Genomic DNA, 18565 nt, shown 5'->3' with positions numbered 1-18565 from the left:
GTATCCCCTCAATATTCCGGGGTAAGGAGTTCTTCAGTCATCAATGAAAAACCAAAAGGATTGAGAGCAGATTTTTCCTGAATAATAGTTGCTAAAGAAGGAATATTCCCAACCTGAGAAATCCGGTCACGGATATACTCAAAAAAGCTAATTCCCAACTTACGAGTAGTAGCAACAAGAGACATAAAAGTATCCCAAGCCTGAGTACCTTCTAGAGTTTGAGTGGCATAACTAATATTACGCCGTTGCACCATTGTCCTAGCAGCTAACTCCGCCGGATTATTATGCAAAGGTAATTCAGGATGCTCTAAGACTAAAAGCAACTCCGAAATTTTCAGCAGCGTTAATTGTTTTCGCTCATCCAACTGTTGATAACCGGTTTGAGTATCGAAAAGTTTCCAAAACTCAGACCGGAGTTTTTCTGCCATCTGTTGACTGGGTGCATCTTTGTAAGCCAGCAAGTCTCGGTAGTAATCCCAGAAATCATCCAGGAATTTATCAAGAGCTTTTTGGTGACAAGCAACATAAGGGGTCAACTTTTTGTAATGTCGTCCTTCATGCACCCAACACAAAGCGATATTATCAGTCAGTAATTTGAACTGAGGAGCATCATCACAAACGAGAGTTTGCACCACTGGCCAATCAGTTTGTTGATGATAAAAAGCAATCGCTGCTGCTTCTATAATCCGAGTCCGGTGTTGAGAACCTAGTTTGGGTAGATATGTATCAAGTAGAGTATTAAACTCTGCTTCACTCAACACAGTTTCTTGAGGTAATAGTTTAAGAGCATTTTTCCATTTAGTCGGGATTTGGAAAGTCTCCACTAAATTGTCTGTAAGTTGATTGAGAATCAACTCCAGTTCTGTGGCATTTTGCAATACTTTTACTACACTCAATCTGTCTTTTTTGGCAGTGGTCAGGTAGATTGTATAGAAAGGGTTGCAGACTACATTAGTGGTATAGTTCACCCCACCCACCCGCGCACCAGTTTGGTCGAAGTTTTGCCAAGGACTGCTCTCTAGTCCCGACGCATATACTTCATCTTTCTCGCTTTCAAAATCAGTGTGGTTTTTAATCAGTAGGTTCGATAAATATCCGGCTGATATGGATATCCCAATATCTTCTAAAAACTCTAATAATTTGCCTTGGGTCATGTTGCCCCCATAGTATAGGCTCATCACCAAAGCTTTTATTCCCGGACCGAATTCTCCTTCGTAACCGCAAGGCAGTTCTGCTAAATAGGTTTTTCCCACTGAAGGTGAGTAGTATTTCTCTTTACGGAATAATACGTTGTCCGTTCCCAAGGTGATGTCTTGGATGATTACTTCTTGATAGCCTTTAAACTCTGCGTCTGCTGGCAGTTTGTCCTGGGGATATTCCAATATTTGTTCTCTATTTATTTTAACTGTCGCTTTCTTACTGCCTTTGTTGTGCTTTTTTAGAGTCTGTCGTTCTTTTTCTGATGAGTGATTGTTGGCAAATCCTTTCTTGCTGCTTTTGATGTCTGGTTGACCTTTTTCTCCTTTCAGGCGGTTGTTTTCATCTTTTAACTGTTGATTTTCATCTCGTAATTCTTTGACTTCTGCTTGCAATTGCTCTATTAGGTTCAGTAATATTTCTACTGTCCGACGCATTGATTCATCTGCAATTCCTTTTGGCTCGATGGTTTGCAGTATCTCTTCTCCCAATTTTTTACTCGAATCTAGCTTTTGCGTCATGTGTCATATTTTATGATATTGCTTGTCCCTCGCTGACTTTATTTTTTCTACTACCCCTACTTATTGAGCCGATACTCAATTTCCTGGTCATGATTGTTCTTCACTGGGAAACAAATCTGCTACCAATTGTTGATCCCGTTCTTCTCGCATTTGATGAATTATGTCTGAAATATCTGGTTCAAATGATTGACATCTAAGTCGTTGCTGAATTGCTTGAGCATGGGCTAAAATTCTTGCTCTTAGGTTTTGCCAATTAGATTGATGTGTTAATTTTTGGTTTAATAAATCTCGTTCTTCAGGAGACAAAGCTTTGATTGCATTGGCTAAAGATTCAACAAGCTGAACATTCATTGATTTCTATTCCTTTTCAGAGAAGGGTGTTAATGTTAATCACTCATTCATCATCAAAAGATATTTCTACTTTTTTACATTATACCGAACATCATTATCAAAAATCTGACAATAGTCCCTAAATACAAATTATTTGTAGGGTAAGATTTGGATTAACTGGTAGTCTTGTATTGATCCGATTACCCGGTGTGGAGGGGATATTTGAGAAGATGGTTGTTTGTAAACCCAAGCATAGCTAGAGGGCGGTACTTGGGCAATTGTTTCTACTTTTTGACCGTGAACAGGAGTATAAAACCGGAGTAGCACAGCATTCTTACCACCTAATTGCACAAAATATATGGGATAGTTTTGTAAAATAGAAGCGATCGCAGGTTTTTGGAAAAAAGTCCTGTAAGCAGGGTTATAATCACCCAATAAACCAAAGCCACCAGCAACAGCTAAACCTAACCAGCAGGGAATTAACAAACCAGCTATCCAATAACCAGCCGTGAGAAACTTGCAACCCAAGTGGTAACGACTGATCCAGATTACAGGCACAATTAACCAACTGAAACCCAAAATCAAACCGAGAGTTGAATATTTGCGATCGCCCCAAGCAAATGCAACTATGGATGCGAGTACCAATAAAAGACCGAGTAAGCCACAAGCATAACTCAGAGTCCGGGGAATATTGCCCTTTTGCAATAGAGGCTTTCGATTGACATATCCTAACTGATAAATTCTCCCCAACCAATCTAAACCTATCGCTGCGAAAAAGGCGATAAAAGGATAAAGGGTGAGACTGTAGTGAGATAAACGAGTGGAGAAAATACTCAATTGGGCAAATAAAACAGCAGGAAACCCAACAAGTATAAGTTGATAGTTACGAATAGGGCGGCGGATAACTAAAAATAATCCCAAAATACTAAAAAATGCCCAAGGAAAAGCTTTTAAAGGGACATTCCACAAGTAAAATATTATGCCATTACCACCACGTTCTTGAGAACCCAACTCTAAAACAAAACCAAATAGAGCCGCAAAACTATTATTACCGTAGCGTTGCCAATTAAACCATAACCATACAAATGTCGGGATTAAACCTACAATTAAACCTACATACAAAAATGGGTTAGTTAAATGACGATGACGGCGATGTTTAATAACTAAATATGGTAATAAAGCTACAGTTGGGAGAAAAATCATGAAGCTTCTCATCAAGAAGCCTAAGCTTAAACTTAACCCAGCAATAAAACCCCAAATATATCTATATTTAGGATATATTTCTGCTTGAATAAAAGCATAAATAGCTAAAAGTACCAAAAAAACAGTTGGGATATCAGGAGTACCTAAGCGACAGTATTGTAACCAGAGAAATGTCACACTTAAAATAGCAGCAGCTAGCCAAGCTAATTTTTTACCTAGCATAATTTTGCCAATTTCGTATGTTAATAATAGGCAAAAAATCCCCAATATTATGTTAGGTAATCTGGTGCTAAATTCACTAATTCCTAATAATTTATAAAATATGCCAATTAACCAATATGGCCCAGGGGTTTTATGATGAGCATTCCCCCAGGGTGCGATCCAGTCATCAGCATCAAACATCTGACGGGCGCGCCAAGCATAAAGCCCCTCATCATGCGCCATGACGCTGTTCTCCCCAGAACTAAAGAGTAATAAGGGGATTGTCCAAATTAGCAAGCTAACGTAAGGGAATGTCGCGGATAGGCTGATTTGTCGCCAAATAGGTTGTAAGAAAGGTAGTTTATACAACATTGAATGCTGTGTAGATTTGTTTAAGTATCTGACTATTATTAAAATATGTTAAAGAGAGCTTGTTCAAAAGAATACTGGAACTTGCACAAATTTAGTTAAAAATTTTTCTAAAGACGGACTATGTTGCTAAAACCAGATCAACGCCTCAAATTAGACGATACAAACGATAAGCTGTTTTATGCCTATCCCCGCTTTGTCACCCATGTCGATGAAGGTTTTATCCAACAGCTAACAGATTTATATAGAGAAAGACTTAAACCCAACACCCGCATCCTAGATATGATGAGCAGTTGGGTGTCTCATTTACCAGATGAGATGCAATTTACCCATGTTGAGGGACACGGACTCAACGCCGAAGAATTAGCACGGAATCCTCGGTTAAATCACTACTTTGTCCAGAATCTTAACGACAATCCGGCTATACCCCTACCAGATCAAGATTTTGATGCTGTAATTAATTGCGTTTCTGTACAATACTTACAATATCCAGAAGCCATCTTTGCCGAAATTCACCGCATCCTGAAACCTGGTGGTGTGGCAATTTTTAGCTTTTCTAATCGGATGTTCTTTCAAAAGGCGATTCAAGCTTGGCGGGATGCTTCCGAACTAGGGCGAGTAAAACTAGTCAAAGGCTACTTTGCTTGCGTACCCGGATTCACTACCCCAGAAATCATTGTGCGTCAATCTACAGCACCTAATTTCTTGCAGTGGTTAGGGGTAACTGGGGGAGATCCGTTTTATGCTGCGATCGCTTACCGAGAGAAATAATCCATTCTTAGATTACGAATTACGAATTACGAATTACGAATTGTTTTCATCGCATCTCTACAATAGTTATCAAAAAGTAAAGTTTCTGGGTGGAAACTCAAAGCAGCGCAGATAATTGCCTCAAAGCTCAAGTATATGGAGAACCTAGAGATGATTTTTCCCCGTGGACGTAGGGTTTTAGCTATTGTGTTGCTGTCAGTTGTCTTACTGACTACAGCTTGTACAGCCCAAGCACCAAGCCGCTTTGATCAGGTACAACAAGAAAGTAGCAAACAAAAAACCGGGCAAGCGGTTGCTAAAAAGGCAACTCAGGGAAGTAAATTAAACAAATTTTTCCCCGGCGAAGACGATGATTATCAGCGTGTATTTACCCAAGAGAAAAAAGGCTTTGCTGAAGCCAAATTGAAAAAAGACGGTAAAGACTTAGCGATGTTATCTATTTCTGACACCACAAGCACACCGGGTGCAGCCGCTAAATTCTCGAATAGCAGCAAAGAAATTGGTGGTTATCCGGCGGTATTGGTAGGTAATACCCAAACTGCGGTTTTAGTCGGTAAATATCAGGTAAAAGTATTGTCTCGTTCGCCTTCATTTACCGCTAGCGATCGCGCCGATTGGCTAGAAAAATTTAATCTTGACGAACTCGCCAAACTCAAATAGTCTACACCCGTTTAATTAGACATAACAACTAAATCAGGAGATTTTTGTGAGCAAACCAATTTTTGAGTTGGTTGATGAACTACCAACAAGCGGCTTGACTATTTCGATGTTAAATGCTTTAGATTTTGTTGCTCCTGGTGAGTGGCAAAATACAGTTGGCTTTGTCAATACTATTAAAACCGTCACTGGTGAAACCGACGAAGATTTAATTCAGCAAATTGGTGAACGGGCGATTTATCTTTACAATGATCGCTCCCAAGGATATCAAAAAGCTTTGTGGCTTTATCAAACTGTTGATGCTACAGATAAAGCTTTAGGTGCAGCCGCTTTAGCTAACAAAGTTGGTGAAAAAATTCCACTTTTGGGGTTTTTAAACTCAATTACTCCCAAACCAGACAAAGCCCAAACTATCGATTTATCCCTGAAATTAGTGGCTGAAGTAGTTGCTTTCTGCCAAATTAACGGCATCCCAGGCGATAGTATTGGCGATTTTGTAGCTTCTTTAGGAGAGTACAGTGGTGAGTCCCTAATTCGCATGGTGGCTTTAGTTTGTGTTGATGGTTTGATACCTTTGGGGCCAGACTTCATCAATAAAGCTTTATCTGGATTGAACCAAACCAGTCCCCAGGAGTTGGATCAAAATTCTACTTTCCAAGGCATCAAGGATCTGATTCCTGGTAATAATGCCGGTAGCAAGCTCAATTTTATTGGCGAAAGCTTTGACTCAGTTAAAGGTTGGATGAATGGTATTGTATCTGCCAATAATTTAACCCCTCAAAAAGTTGTCGGTAACTTGCAAAGTTTTGTTCAACTTGCCGATGATAAGTTAGATTACTTAGCAGCATTTTTAGATGTAGCAACTAATTACTACGAACATACTGGTACACAAACTCTAGCACGTCGTTTAATTGAAAGGGCTGTAGCAGAAATTTAAGTTAATAGGTAATAGCTCAACTCCAGGCTTTCCGGGCTATTACCTATTAGTAAGCAAATTTAATGAGTAATGAGTAATGAGTAATGAGTAATGAGTAATAAACAGACCATTCTTAATCGTTCAAAGCCTTAAGATATAGAACTTTTGACTTCCGCGTAGCGGTACTAGTATTAATACTTAACCTAGCAAGTGATTTCAAAATCAATGAAGTAAAACTGCTGACAACAATATTAAGTATGATTTTTTAGAAAAAATACTCCCTATTTTGTTAAAGAAATATGGAGAAAGAAGTAAATTAGAGGGAATAATAAAGTAAAGCAATAAATTATGAAGTATAAACACCACCCTAATGCTAGTATTATCCGATACATTCTTTCCTATTTCTGGATATCGCATAACAGAACAAATTTATTGTGGTGGCAAAACCCTGGTTTATCGGGGTGTTAGAGAACAAGACCAAAAATCGGTCGTGATCAAAGTGATGCGGAATGAGTATCCTAGCTTCAACGAAATTGCTCAATTCCGTAATCAGTACACAATTACTAAAAATTTAGAGATTGAAGGGATAATTAAACCTCTTAGTTTAGAAAACTATCGTAACGGCTATGCCCTAGTCATGGAAGACTTTGGTGGTATTTCACTCCAAGACTGGGTTCAGCAGAATAAAGGTACAGAAGAATATAGTTTAACTCTCAGAGAATTTTTCCCCATTGCGATCGCCATAGTATCTATATTAGAAAAATTACATTGCGATCGCATCATCCATAAAGACATCAAACCAGCCAATATCCTCATCAACCCCAGCACTCTGGAAGTGAAACTGATTGACTTTAGTATTGCCACTCTCCTACCAAGAGAAATCCAACAATTCACAAATCCCAATGTTTTAGAAGGGACACTAGCTTATATATCCCCTGAACAAACAGGTAGGATGAATAGGGGTATCGACTACCGTAGTGATTTCTATTCTTTGGGTGTGACATTTTTTGAACTTCTGAGTGGACACTTACCCTTCACTTCTCATGACCCAATGGAGTTGGTTTACTGTCACATTGCTAAACAGCCACCACTTTTAGAAAATAGCGAAGATATTCCGCAAGTAGTTGCCGATATTGTCATGAAACTGATGGCTAAAAATGCTGAAGACCGCTATCAGAATGCCTATGGACTCAAATATGATTTAGAAATTTGCTGTAAGCAATGGCAAGAAACTGGCAAGATTGCCCCCTTTGAGTTGAGAACTAAGGATATTTCCGACCGTTTTCTCATCCCTGAAAAACTTTATGGTCGTCAACAAGAAGTTGCAACCTTACTGGCAACTTTTGAGCGTGTAGTCAGAGGAGCAACAGAAATCATGTTAGTTGCGGGATTCTCTGGTATTGGCAAAACTGCTGTAGTTAACGAAATTCACAAACCTATTATCCGACAGCAGAGTTATTTTATTAAAGGAAAATTTGACCAATTTCAACGTGATATTCCCTTATCAGCACTAGTGCAAGCTTTTCGTGATTTAATTGGGCAAATACTTTTAGAAAATGATGTGCAAATTCAGCAATGGCGAACCAAGATTTTGTCAGCTTTAGGTGAACAAGCTCAGGTAATTATTGATGTAATTCCTGAACTAGAAAGGATTATTGGTAAACAGCCAAAGGTTGCTGAACTCTCTGGTGTTGCTATTCAAAATAGATTTAATCTCTTATTTCAAAGATTTCTGAAAATATTTAATGCTAAATCTCATCCCTTAGTAATATTTCTAGATGACTTGCAATGGGCTGACACAGCTTCTTTAAAATTTATTCAGTTCTTAATGAGTCAAACTAATGCAGTTCAAGAAAATTCTTATCAATTGAATCATGAAATTGCAGAGAATGTATGGACACCCATCTTTGATGGCAAACCCTGGACAGTAGAGGAAACTGAGAATAGTGATAAAACTAAGGGTGGTTTGCTACTGATTGGTGCATATCGTAGTAATGAAGTTACTCAGACACATCCACTTTGTTTGACATTACAGGAAATCGCTAAAACGGGAACTATAATTAATCATATTGATATAGCTCCTTTAAATCAAAGCAATTTAAATCTTTTAATTGCTGACACCCTTGGTTGTCAAGAAGAAATTGCTGTTCCTCTCAGCCAAATGGTGTTTGCTAAAACCAAAGGTAATCCTTTTTTTACTACCCAATTTCTGAATTTTTTATATCATGAGGGCATAATTAAAATTAATTTTGATTTGGGTTATTGGCAGTACAATCTTGACAAAATCAAGGAATTAGCTCTCACAGATGATGTTGTAGAATTCATGGCACTACAAATCGAGAAATTGCCACGAATGACTCAAAATGTACTGAAACTGGCAGCTTGTATTGGTAATGAATTTGATTTAAAGACTCTAGCGATCGTACACGAAAAATCTGTAGTAGATACAGCATCTGATATATGGAAAGCATTACATGAAGGGATAATATTACCTCAAACAGAGCTTTATAAACTATTTCAAGATAGTAATGAGTTATCTGACGTTTCTATTGGACAAGTCGCCACAAAAGCACCAGGGAGAAACTTACAACCACCTAAGTATAAATTTATTCATGATCGAGTCCAACAAGCTGCTTATTCTTTGATTCCTGAAGATAAAAGAAAAGAAATTCATTTAAAGATTGGGCAACTACTGTTGAGTAATATTCCTGTTGCAGAAAGAAAAGAAAATATTTTTCAGCTAGTCAATCAGTTAAATATGGCCGTGGAGCTAATCACAGATCAGATTAAATGTGATGAATTAGCTGAGATGAATTTAGTTGCTGGACTTAAAGCTTTAGCATCCACAGCTTATGCAGCAGCATTTAAATATTTAAAGACGGGAATTGAACTACTTTCAGATACTAGTTGGAAAACAAAATATGAACTAACTCTAGCATTGCACGAGACAGCAGCAGAAGCAGCTTACTTGGCTGGTGACTTTGACCAGATGGAGCAATTAGTTCAGGTTGTGTTGTTACAAGCTACAACACTGCTAGAGAAAGTAAAAGTTTATGAAATCAAAATTCAAGCTTATACTTCAAAAAATCGCTTGTTAGAGGCGATCGCGATCGCACGGGAAGCATTAAACCACTTTGGCGTGTATTTCCCAAAACAGCCCAATGAGTCGGATATTCAGCAAAAACTGGCAGAAACTGCTGTGCTACTTGCAGGTAAAACTATTGATGATTTAACCAACCTGCCGTTAATGACTTCTGCTAATGAAATGGCAATTGTGCGTATCGCATCGAGCATGATTCCACCAACTTTTATTGCTGATACTTGGCTATTTCCGTTGGTTATTTTGTCGCAAATTAATTTATCAATTCATTATGGCAATTCACCTTTATCAGCATTTTCTTATGCCTGTTACGGTATTTTATTAAGCGACATAAATCAAGATATAATAGCATCTAATGAAATCGGTAAATTAGCTTTAGCTTTAGTTGAAAGATTTGGTAACAAAGATATTAAAACCAGGACTTATTTTGTTATAGGAGCATTTATTTTTCATCAAAAGTCTCATATTAGAGAAACATTACCACTATTATTAGAAGGCTATAAAAGTGGATTAGAAACTGGAAATGTTGAGTTTGTTGGTTACTGTGCTATGAAAATATGCCAACATTCTTATTTTATAGGTAAAGTAATTACAGAGATAGAAAAAGAAATAAATTCTTACTCTTGCGTACTGGAAAACTTTCAGCAAATAACCACCTTAAATTATTGTCAAATTTTTCTTCAATCTATATTAAATTTGCTAGGTAAAGGAGAAAAAATATGTATAACTTCAGGTGAAGCTTACAATGAAGAGCAATCCCTAAAGCATTTGATAGAAGCAAATGATATCCAGGGAATACACTACTTATATTTAAACAAGCTTATCCTTTCTTACTTATTTGGCAACTTCCAGGAAGCACAAGATAATGCTATCAAAAGCAGGGAGTATTTAGCCGGTGGTACGGGATTTATTACTGTACCAATTTTTTATTTTTACGATTCTCTAACAGCTTTAGTAATATATTTAGAAACACAACCTGATCAAGATAATTTGCTCAGACAAGTAGCAGATAACCAAGTAAAGTTGTGTAATTGGGCGCACCATGCCCCGATGAATTATTTACATAAATATTATTTAGTAGAAGCTGAACGTTATCGTGTTGTTGGCAAATATATTGAAGCAATTGATTATTATGAACGTTCAATTAAGCTTGCTAAAGAACATAAGTTTATTCATGAAGAAGCTTTAGCTAACGAATTAGCAGCTAAGTTCTATTTAGAATGGGGTAAACCTAAAATAGCTCAAAGCTACTTAACTGATGCCTATTATTGCTATAGTCGTTGGGGTGCAAAAACCAAAGTTGATGATTTAGTAAAACACTATCCCCAATTACTAGCTCCCATATTTCAGAAAGAAAAATTACTTCTGCATCAGTTTGAGCAAATTACCTCTCCTAGCTATCAATCTCTATCAAGCTTAAACATTCAGCAAACAGTAATAGGCTCACAAACCAGTATTTCCCATTCTCTAGATTTAGCCAGTATCATCAAAGCATCTCAAGCCCTATCTGGGGAAATTGAGTTAGAAAAATTGCTGACTACTCTCATGCAAGTTGTGATGGAAAATGCAGGAGCTTCTAAATCTGCATTGATTTTGAATGATAGTGACAATTTTAATTTAACTGTCACAGCAGTCAGCACCAGTTCTACTTCTATACCTATTTTGACTGAGTTATCGTCAATTCTTGTAGAGCATAGTAGCGATATTCCTATTACTTTAATTAACTATGTCAAACGTACAAAAGAAATCTTCGTTACTGATAATGCCAATACTGTGGTTCTTTTAGCTAGCGATCGCTATATTATCCATAAGCAACCCCAAAGCCTATTGTGCATACCAATTATTAATCAAGGTAAACTGCTAGGTATTCTTTACCTAGAGAATCATCTTACCACAGGTGCGTTTACAAGCGATCGCATCCAAATTCTCAAACTCCTGACTACCCAAGCTGCCATATCTCTAGAAAATGCCATCCTCTACGAAAGTTTAGCTACAGCCAATCAACACTTAGAAGAACAAAATCATACCCTAGAGAAAAAAGTTGCAGAGAGAACTCAAGAACTCCAGCAAAAAAATCAAGCTTTACAGCAAACCTTACAGGAGTTACAACGCACCCAAACCCAACTAATACAAAGTGAAAAAATGTCTTCTTTGGGGCAAATGGTGGCGGGAATTGCTCATGAAATTAATAATCCCATTAATTTTATTCATGGCAATATTGATCATGCCAGTAAGTATGTGCAAGATTTACTGGATTTAATTGCTGCTTACCAGCACGAATATCCACATCCCTCAAATTTAGTGAAGCAGAAAGCCTCCGAGATAGATGTTAATTTCTTATCCCAAGATTTTCTGGATATTCTCGCATCTATGAAGGCAGGAAGTTCACGGATCAGTAATATTATTTTAGGTTTACGGAATTTTTCTCGCCTAGATGAATCAGAAATTAAACCTGTAGATATTCATGAAGGCATCGAAAATACTTTGATGATTTTACAGCATCGACTCACGAAAAAGAGTCATCGTCCAGAAATACAAGTAATTAGGGAATATTCACAAATACCCTTAGTTAATTGTTATGCTAGTCAACTAAATCAAGTATTTATGAATATTCTGAATAATGCCATCGATGCTTTAGAAGAATCGATAGTTCAAAATTCTGGAAAATTAACTAGACCAACAATTCATATTCGCACTCAATTATCTAATTCAAATACGCTACAGATGCGTATTGCTGATAACGGTTTGGGGATGACAGCAGCAGTTCAGCAGAAAATATTTGATCCATTTTTTACTACCAAGCCTGTAGGAAGTGGTACAGGTTTAGGTTTGTCTATTAGTTATCAAGTCATTGTAGAAAAACACAAGGGCAACTTAACTTGTATTTCCACATTAGGAGAAGGAACTGAGTTTATTATCGAGTTTCCGATTTAGTAATCAGTGAAGATTTATCAAAAGTTCTCTTATTAAGGTAAGTCTTTTCATGCTTATTGTATTCCTTAATCTTCCCATAATTCGGTATTTTGAAACTTCTGTCTTGTTTGGTAAAAACAATTAGTTGATTGAAAAAATTTGTAAACAAGTCAAATACTTTATCAACTAAATCAACAATTTCGGCGTAATTTTCTGGTGACAGATGTAAGTTATTAATATACTCTTGGTTTTGATTGCAATCCTTACTATGGCTCGATTCTACTGATAAATGATTCATGCCAAAATATTTATAATCTTCCAGAAAGTTGGATTTAAATTCCTGAACTACTTGCGTTGTAGCTGTAAAAAATAGAGATGCGATCGCCTCTATTGACTCAATCACCACTAACTTATGGATTGGATTAGCTCTATAAGTGTAACGATAGATTTCATATATTGTTTGTCGTGAAAGCTGGGTTTCATCGCCCCAAACAAATTTCAAGCTATCACTAAAATTCAAAGGTTGATCAAAACCTAATTTTTGGATATCCTCTAAAAACCATATCCAGTGGCTATCATCTTCGTAAGTGTGTTGATTGATTATGGCTTGAATGGGATCATTAGTGTTTTCCTCTCGCCAGTAATACTTATTTAACTCTCCAAAACCCATGACAAAGGGAGCAAAACAAGGTGTAAAAGCTAGTCTTTGTCTGGGATCTATCGTTTTATCTTGTAAGAATTGAATAAAGGGTGTGTGGGCAAATTCTTGCTTCTTAGCTTCGATTAATACCAGAACTTCTTTCATGTTTGCTCTCTCCTATGTGGGAATCAGAGTTACTACTTAATTATTTTTTAATTTTCTTAAAAACATAACCGTAGAGCTATTTAATCATTTAGCCGTGTATGTATTTTAAAATACAACGTTTTTTAAATAACTTTACTGATTAAAATTTTAACTGTAAAAATACTTAAAAAATTAGAAGACAACTTTTATTATTAATCATATAGCTCTAAGTAACAAGGCTTACGTATTTTTAAGTAAATTCACTTAAGTAGTGATTATTTAGGTTTTGATGATTACGTGTATTATCGAGTATGTCATGAAAGCATCACATTTTTAATATATTGCAATATATTTTATTGAAGAAAAATTGCAATTTATGTAGATACTCATCAAAAAAGTATACGTAAATCAGCAAATAAATTATATTTTTAGCAATTTTATTTAAATTACTGAGTGTAAATTATATTTTTATTGAGAAGGATCAATTTTTACATCAATAAAAGAAAGTTTTCAAAGCCAGAAAATATCATTATAAATACAGTCGCCAACCCTATATCTTCATGATAGTGAAAATATTGCCATAGAAAAATTAACTAACTCTCAAAAGAGAGTAGTATAAATTAGCTGATAATATGTTTTTCCTAGGGTTTTGTGCCTGAACTCTGCATAGGTAATTTTAAATTTTCTGCGATCGCATATAAATATGGTTGAAAGACTGCCAAATTCTCCAGCTTGGCAAACTTACCCGCGCCTGCACCTGGGGCAAAAGATGTAGTTATGACATACAACTTTGCCCCATCGTAGGTAATATGGCCAATATGCTGCTCTTCTACCCCACTCTCTGACTTAATTCCCACAAAACCATAGCGGATACCAGGGAGTTTACCTATTGTGACTTGTTGCGGTGGATAGGTGGAGAAAATAACTTTATTACCGTAAACACCTTGACGATTTTTCGTCAGGTTAGTATAGAAGTCTGCAACCCAAGCTTGGAGAAATTGAATTACTTTGACTTGATATTCTGGATTTTGGTAGTCTGCTTTAGAACCTAAAGGAATACCAGATGCTGTTAAATACTTTTGGAATTCTGGATTATTGTTAACTGGATAAACCCCAATTTCCACTGTACCCAAACGTTCACCTTCGTTAGCAACACATAGCAAAGTAGCATTGTCCTGACAAGGTGCAACTTCCCAACCATCAGGAACACTAGTGTTACCTAGAAGTTTTTGCCACATATTTTCTACTTTAGTGCTGGTTTTTGTTGGTGTAGTGCTTGGAGGTGTAACACTTGGCGTTGGTGCTGTTATTTTGTTACCGGAAAATTGGGGTAAGACAAATTTAGCTCCCACTGGGATAGCAACTAATAGAAAAACACCTATAAGCAGATGATAAACACGCAACATTTTCTTGAAAACCTAAATGGATGTCATGTTAGCACAAAATACATAAAGTAGTTCTAGAGGACGGGGTTTTCAACCCAAATTTTTGATAATGTATTTACGAGAGTTTTTGTACAGGAATTATTTAGTCTTACCTTTTGAGTGGATACAAAAAAATAACCCAGCAGGTCTGGCTTTTGGCTTTCTCTGCTGGAGACTCTAAAGTTAATTTTCTAGAAAAAATTTTTTCTAGTGACGACCGCCACGGTTGTTATTACCCCAACTACCGCCACCACCACCACGGGAAGGACTTCTTTCTTCACGGGGTTTAGCTTTGTTAACTTTAAGATCGCGCCCCATCCATTCAGCACCGTCAAGGGCTTCAATGGCCGCACTTTCTTCAGCTTCTGTTTCCATTTCTACAAAGGCAAAACCACGAGGACGACCAGTTTCACGATCAGTTGGTAGCTGAACGCGGTTAACCTTGCCATACTCTGCAAAGGCACGCTTCAGGTCATCCTCTGTAACTTGATAGGACAAGTTACCTATGTAAATTGACATACAATGTCTCCGAATTAAACAAGTGTAGAGACTTAAATTCGGAGAGACGCTTTTTAGACATGAAAAGTAGTTACTCAACCGAAAATAATTCTGATATTGACAAGGATAGCACAGCGATTAAATCTTGGCTTTGACGAAGTAGCATAGACAAATTCAACATTTAGGGCAGTGCATGACAGGAAATTTTTCCAACAAAGCTGTAGAAATGTTGGGTTTTTTTCTTCAACCCAACCTACAAATTTTAAGTTTTTTCAGCTTAACCGAGCAGTATTGAGATACCAACGATCGCAGCTTTACATAAATGCGGTGAGAATTGAGATTGTTCACCAAAATTCATGGTTTAGTCTAAACTCCAGTAACAAAGCTACGCGTAGCATCTCTAACAGGAGATGTGACTGTTGGAGATGCTACGCGATTTGTGACAACTACCTTCCAGATTACTAGTCTGTAGGGCTATTTAGAAATTGGCGAAGGCAAATCTTAGATATTTACCTAATTTTTTTAAAATTACCATATTTTTCTTATATGATAAAAGGCTGTTTAGCTTGCCAATGATAATTTATCGTTACTAACCCCATTCACAATATCTTCGTAAGTATCAAAAATCTCAAATACTGAATCTAATTGTGTCAGTTCTAAAATTAGCCGTACAGGAGTTTGCACGTTGCAAAGAACTAAACGACAACTGTTTTGTCTTGCTGACGTGATTGCTTTAACTAGTGAAACTAACCCAGAACTGTCCATAAAGTCTACTGCTGCTAAATCAATTACCCAGAGTTGATGAGGTTGAGGAGCAATTTCAGCTATCTTTTCACTAAAAGCCTTACCGTCCTGTAAGTCTATGCTTCCCTGGGGCTTAAACAAAACCACTTGCAATTCTTGTGTGAGTGTCATAAATTTAACCAAATAGTTGCAACACTTAAAAAAGCAGGAAACGGAGATCCATACTGATGATCTGTTACTTGTAAAATCATTGCCACAGTTACTAAAATTAGTATTTTGCAACCATTACAGTTAATGCGATCGCTTCAGTATTTATTCCGTATAATTTATTGTAACATTCCTCAATATAGGCACAAACGCCTAATGGTTTCCGTATCAATCGTATCTTTTACAGAAATTTTACACTTCCGTGAGGTTTTTATGAATTTTTTATAAAAGGTTATTGCTTTATATCAGTTTTTATGTGGATGTGCTATTAACTGATTGATATTTGATTGTCAATTGTAAATTATCTATGAAGAATATAGATTTAAATCTATTCAATCGATGTAATACACTTGATTGACACCCCAGCTATAAACAAGCAAAGATGTATATAAAGTAAAAAATTGTAAAGGCGGCGGTGCGGGATGTCTCTTGAGTTGATTTCACTAGAAAACATCCAGGAGTTTGCCCATCATTACGGTTACTGGGCTATTTTTTTGGGAATATTGCTAGAAAACTTGGGCATTCCTCTTCCCGGCGAAACCGTAACCTTAGTGGGTGGCTTTCTAGCTGGTAGTAATGAATTGAATTACTGGATAGTTCTTGGTATTGCCGTGAGTGGTGCTTTCATTGGTGGAATTTGCGGCTACTGGATTGGTAGACTAGGCGGCTGGTCTTTTTTACTACAAGTCGGTAAGATATTTCGGATTAGTGAAGTGCGTTTGTTGAGTATTAAAGAGCAATTTAGTCAAAACGCAGCGAAAGCTGTATTTTTTGGCCGCTTTTTTGCTCTATTACGCATCTTTGCTGCACCACTAGCTGGTATAGCTGAGATGCCTTTCCGAACATTTTTGGTATACAACATTTTAGGAGCAAGTGCTTGGGCTAGTTTAATGGTGACGTTAGCCTTTTTTGCAGGTAAGATTGTTTCTCTTGAACAATTGGTAGCTTGGGTTAGTCAGTTTGCAATTTTAGCTTTACTCATACTTGCAGCTTTGATTCTTATCCCTCTGTGGTTAGAATCTCGCCAAGTTAGAGAGTAGGGAGTATGGGAATAGGGAGTAGGGGAATAGATGATATTTCTCTATTCTTTCTTCTCTACTCCCTATCTCTAAGCCCCTAGCACAGTGCGGCAAAAATCAAAGATACCATTCGCAATCGTTCAAAAAATACAGCAATTTTGACTTTTGACTTCCGAGTAGCGGTACTAGCCGTTATTCTTTATCTAGTTTTCTGCGCCCAAATACGAGTAGGTAATCCCCAAACGTAAATGAAACCTTCAGCTGCTTTGTGGTCAAACTGGTCTTCAGATCCGTAGGTGGCTAAATCAGGAGTGTAAAGTGAATTATCACTCCACCGTCCAACTATCGTTGCATTACCTTTAAAAAGTTTCAAGCGGACAGTTCCAGATACTTGTTCTTGTGTCTGTTGAATAAAGGCATCTAAAGCACCTTTGAGTGGACTGTACCACAAACCGTTGTAAACCATTTGGCTATAGGTTTCTTCAATTCCCCGTTTGTAATGGCTAACATCTGCGGTTAAGGTGAGGCTTTCTAAATCTCTGTGGGCTTGAATTAGCACTAACATCGCTGGGGATTCATAGATTTCTCGTGATTTGATCCCCACTAAGCGGTTTTCAATCATGTCAATGCGCCCGACACCATGATTTCCGACTACTTGATTCAGTTCTTGAATCATCTCTACAGGGTTTTTAGTTACACCATTGAGAGTGGTGGGAAGACCTTGAGTAAATCCAATCTCTAAATATTCTGGCTCATTGGGGGTATCCGCGATCGCCTTAGTCATTTCATAAATTTCTTCTGGTGGTTCAAATCGGGGATCTTCCAACACACCAGCTTCAACGCTACGACCAAGTAAATTCTTATCAATACTATAAGGAGAAGACTTTTTCACTGGGGCTGGAATCCCAAATTGTTCACCGTAGGCGATGGTTTCTTCTCGACTCATCCCCCATTCCCGCGCCGGTGCAAGAATCTTCAAGTTGGGATTTAATGCAGCACAGGAGACATCAAAACGTACCTGATCGTTACCTTTACCAGTGCAACCGTGTGCGATCGCATCAGCACCGTATTTTTGTGCAGCTTCGACCAGTATTTTAGCAATTAACGGCCGAGCCAGGGCAGTTCCTAGGGGATAGCGATTTTCATAGAGGGCGTTAGCTTGAATTGCCGGAAAAGCATAGTCTTTAATAAAGCTATCTTTCACATCTGCCACGAGGGATTCACTTGCACCCGATTTTAGTGCTTTTTCTCGAACTGGTTCTAATTCATCTCCCTGACCTAAATCTGCTGCTAACGTAATCACCTCTTCTACGCCCCACTCTTTTTTGAGGTAGGGAATGCAAACGGAGGTATCGACTCCACCAGAATATGCTAGAACAACCTTTTTGGCACGACCCATTTGTTTCTCCACTTAGGAAAACACCATAATTAATGAGTCATTATTATATCTAACTGCACCATCTATATTTCTTAATGCAACAAACAAACTTTTTGTGATGTAAGGGTCTAAGGGTTTAGGGGGATAGTATTCAATTTAGAGACTGTCTTCAAAAGAAATTTGAGAGCTTTAAGTGTCGGGGTGTATTGCAGATGTTTAAGGCTCAAAACAGTATCTAATGGCAAGCTTTTTCGTCCATCATAAAGAGGGGTTGTTACCACTACTATTTTTGTTTAAGTCCCGTTGTGTAAAGTAGAAATCTGCTAAATTCCA

At 37.4% G+C, this 18565-nt stretch carries 13 protein-coding genes; 5 read left to right on the top strand and 8 right to left on the bottom strand.

Going from position 1 to position 18565, the window contains the following annotated elements; translation table 11 throughout:
- Positions 1 to 8: 8 nt before the first annotated feature.
- From L6494_RS24350 to L6494_RS24340, 3 genes are all read right to left on the bottom strand, one after another.
- The gene (locus L6494_RS24350) at positions 9 to 1718 is read right to left on the bottom strand and encodes an IS66 family transposase (RefSeq protein WP_237988702.1); all 1710 of its coding nucleotides are present in this window, start codon (positions 1716 to 1718) and stop codon (positions 9 to 11) included.
- A gap of 87 nt (positions 1719 to 1805) precedes the next feature.
- The gene (locus tag L6494_RS24345; protein WP_237990298.1) at positions 1806 to 2069 is read right to left on the bottom strand and encodes a hypothetical protein; all 264 of its coding nucleotides are present in this window, start codon (positions 2067 to 2069) and stop codon (positions 1806 to 1808) included.
- A gap of 129 nt (positions 2070 to 2198) precedes the next feature.
- The gene (locus L6494_RS24340) at positions 2199 to 3824 is read right to left on the bottom strand and encodes an ArnT family glycosyltransferase (RefSeq protein ID WP_237990297.1); all 1626 of its coding nucleotides are present in this window, start codon (positions 3822 to 3824) and stop codon (positions 2199 to 2201) included.
- A gap of 120 nt (positions 3825 to 3944) precedes the next feature.
- On the opposite strand from L6494_RS24340, the gene L6494_RS24335 reads away from it, so the two are divergent.
- The 4 genes from L6494_RS24335 (at position 3945) to L6494_RS24320 (ending at position 12199) form a co-directional block, all read left to right on the top strand.
- Positions 3945 to 4592 carry a class I SAM-dependent methyltransferase gene (locus L6494_RS24335; protein WP_237990296.1) on the top strand — a complete coding sequence of 216 codons (648 nt, stop codon included), beginning with the start codon at positions 3945 to 3947 and terminating at the stop codon, positions 4590 to 4592.
- Positions 4593 to 4742: 150 nt separating this feature from the next.
- The gene (locus L6494_RS24330) at positions 4743 to 5252 is read left to right on the top strand and encodes a hypothetical protein (protein ID WP_237990295.1); all 510 of its coding nucleotides are present in this window, start codon (positions 4743 to 4745) and stop codon (positions 5250 to 5252) included.
- 46 nt (positions 5253 to 5298) lie between these two features.
- On the top strand, positions 5299 to 6186 hold the full coding sequence (locus tag L6494_RS24325; protein WP_237990294.1) for a hypothetical protein: 888 nt from the start codon (positions 5299 to 5301) through the stop codon (positions 6184 to 6186).
- Between the two features lie 349 nt (positions 6187 to 6535).
- Positions 6536 to 12199 (top strand): trifunctional serine/threonine-protein kinase/ATP-binding protein/sensor histidine kinase, encoded by a 5664-nt coding sequence (locus L6494_RS24320; protein ID WP_237990293.1) that lies wholly within the window; start codon positions 6536 to 6538, stop codon positions 12197 to 12199.
- Here the strand turns inward: L6494_RS24320 and L6494_RS24315 are convergent.
- The 4 genes from L6494_RS24315 to L6494_RS24300 form a co-directional block, all read right to left on the bottom strand.
- Positions 12180 to 12983, bottom strand: a complete 804-nt coding sequence (locus L6494_RS24315) for a hypothetical protein (protein WP_237990292.1) — start codon at positions 12981 to 12983, stop codon at positions 12180 to 12182. The genes L6494_RS24320 and L6494_RS24315 overlap by 20 nt on opposite strands.
- Positions 12984 to 13603: 620 nt before the next feature.
- Positions 13604 to 14368 (bottom strand): hypothetical protein, encoded by a 765-nt coding sequence (locus L6494_RS24310; RefSeq protein WP_237990291.1) that lies wholly within the window; start codon positions 14366 to 14368, stop codon positions 13604 to 13606.
- A 225-nt stretch (positions 14369 to 14593) separates the two neighbouring features.
- On the bottom strand, positions 14594 to 14905 hold the full coding sequence (locus L6494_RS24305; RefSeq protein ID WP_237990290.1) for an RNA recognition motif domain-containing protein: 312 nt from the start codon (positions 14903 to 14905) through the stop codon (positions 14594 to 14596).
- Between the two features lie 540 nt (positions 14906 to 15445).
- A complete protein-coding gene (locus L6494_RS24300; RefSeq protein ID WP_237990289.1) occupies positions 15446 to 15799 on the bottom strand; it encodes an STAS domain-containing protein in 354 nt (117 codons plus the stop codon).
- 458 nt (positions 15800 to 16257) lie between these two features.
- On the opposite strand from L6494_RS24300, the gene L6494_RS24295 reads away from it, so the two are divergent.
- Complete coding sequence (locus tag L6494_RS24295; RefSeq protein WP_237990288.1) at positions 16258 to 16875, top strand: DedA family protein; 618 nt, start codon at positions 16258 to 16260, stop codon at positions 16873 to 16875.
- Between the two features lie 178 nt (positions 16876 to 17053).
- Here L6494_RS24295 and L6494_RS24290 read toward each other — a convergent pair whose 3' ends face one another.
- Positions 17054 to 18253: an argininosuccinate synthase gene (locus L6494_RS24290; RefSeq protein WP_237990287.1), complete on the bottom strand. Its 1200-nt coding sequence runs from the start codon at positions 18251 to 18253 to the stop codon at positions 17054 to 17056.
- Between the last annotated feature and the right edge of the window lie 312 nt (positions 18254 to 18565).

This window comes from Nostoc sp. UHCC 0870, assembly GCF_022063185.1.
In the GTDB taxonomy this organism is placed as follows: Bacteria; Cyanobacteriota; Cyanobacteriia; order Cyanobacteriales; family Nostocaceae; genus Trichormus.
This window is presented reverse-complemented; position numbering and strand designations above follow the sequence as displayed.

Coding starts and splice junctions, on each gene's coding strand:
- L6494_RS24350 (WP_237988702.1), bottom strand. CDS start 1,718: ATGACGCAAAAGCTAGATTCGAGTAAAAAATTGGGAGAAGAGATACTG.
- L6494_RS24345 (WP_237990298.1), bottom strand. CDS start 2,069: ATGAATGTTCAGCTTGTTGAATCTTTAGCCAATGCAATCAAAGCTTTG.
- L6494_RS24340 (WP_237990297.1), bottom strand. CDS start 3,824: ATGTTGTATAAACTACCTTTCTTACAACCTATTTGGCGACAAATCAGC.
- L6494_RS24335 (WP_237990296.1), top strand. CDS start 3,945: ATGTTGCTAAAACCAGATCAACGCCTCAAATTAGACGATACAAACGAT.
- L6494_RS24330 (WP_237990295.1), top strand. CDS start 4,743: ATGATTTTTCCCCGTGGACGTAGGGTTTTAGCTATTGTGTTGCTGTCA.
- L6494_RS24320 (WP_237990293.1), top strand. CDS start 6,536: ATGCTAGTATTATCCGATACATTCTTTCCTATTTCTGGATATCGCATA.
- L6494_RS24315 (WP_237990292.1), bottom strand. CDS start 12,983: ATGAAAGAAGTTCTGGTATTAATCGAAGCTAAGAAGCAAGAATTTGCC.
- L6494_RS24310 (WP_237990291.1), bottom strand. CDS start 14,368: ATGTTGCGTGTTTATCATCTGCTTATAGGTGTTTTTCTATTAGTTGCT.
- L6494_RS24305 (WP_237990290.1), bottom strand. CDS start 14,905: ATGTCAATTTACATAGGTAACTTGTCCTATCAAGTTACAGAGGATGAC.
- L6494_RS24300 (WP_237990289.1), bottom strand. CDS start 15,799: ATGACACTCACACAAGAATTGCAAGTGGTTTTGTTTAAGCCCCAGGGA.
- L6494_RS24295 (WP_237990288.1), top strand. CDS start 16,258: ATGTCTCTTGAGTTGATTTCACTAGAAAACATCCAGGAGTTTGCCCAT.
- L6494_RS24290 (WP_237990287.1), bottom strand. CDS start 18,253: ATGGGTCGTGCCAAAAAGGTTGTTCTAGCATATTCTGGTGGAGTCGAT.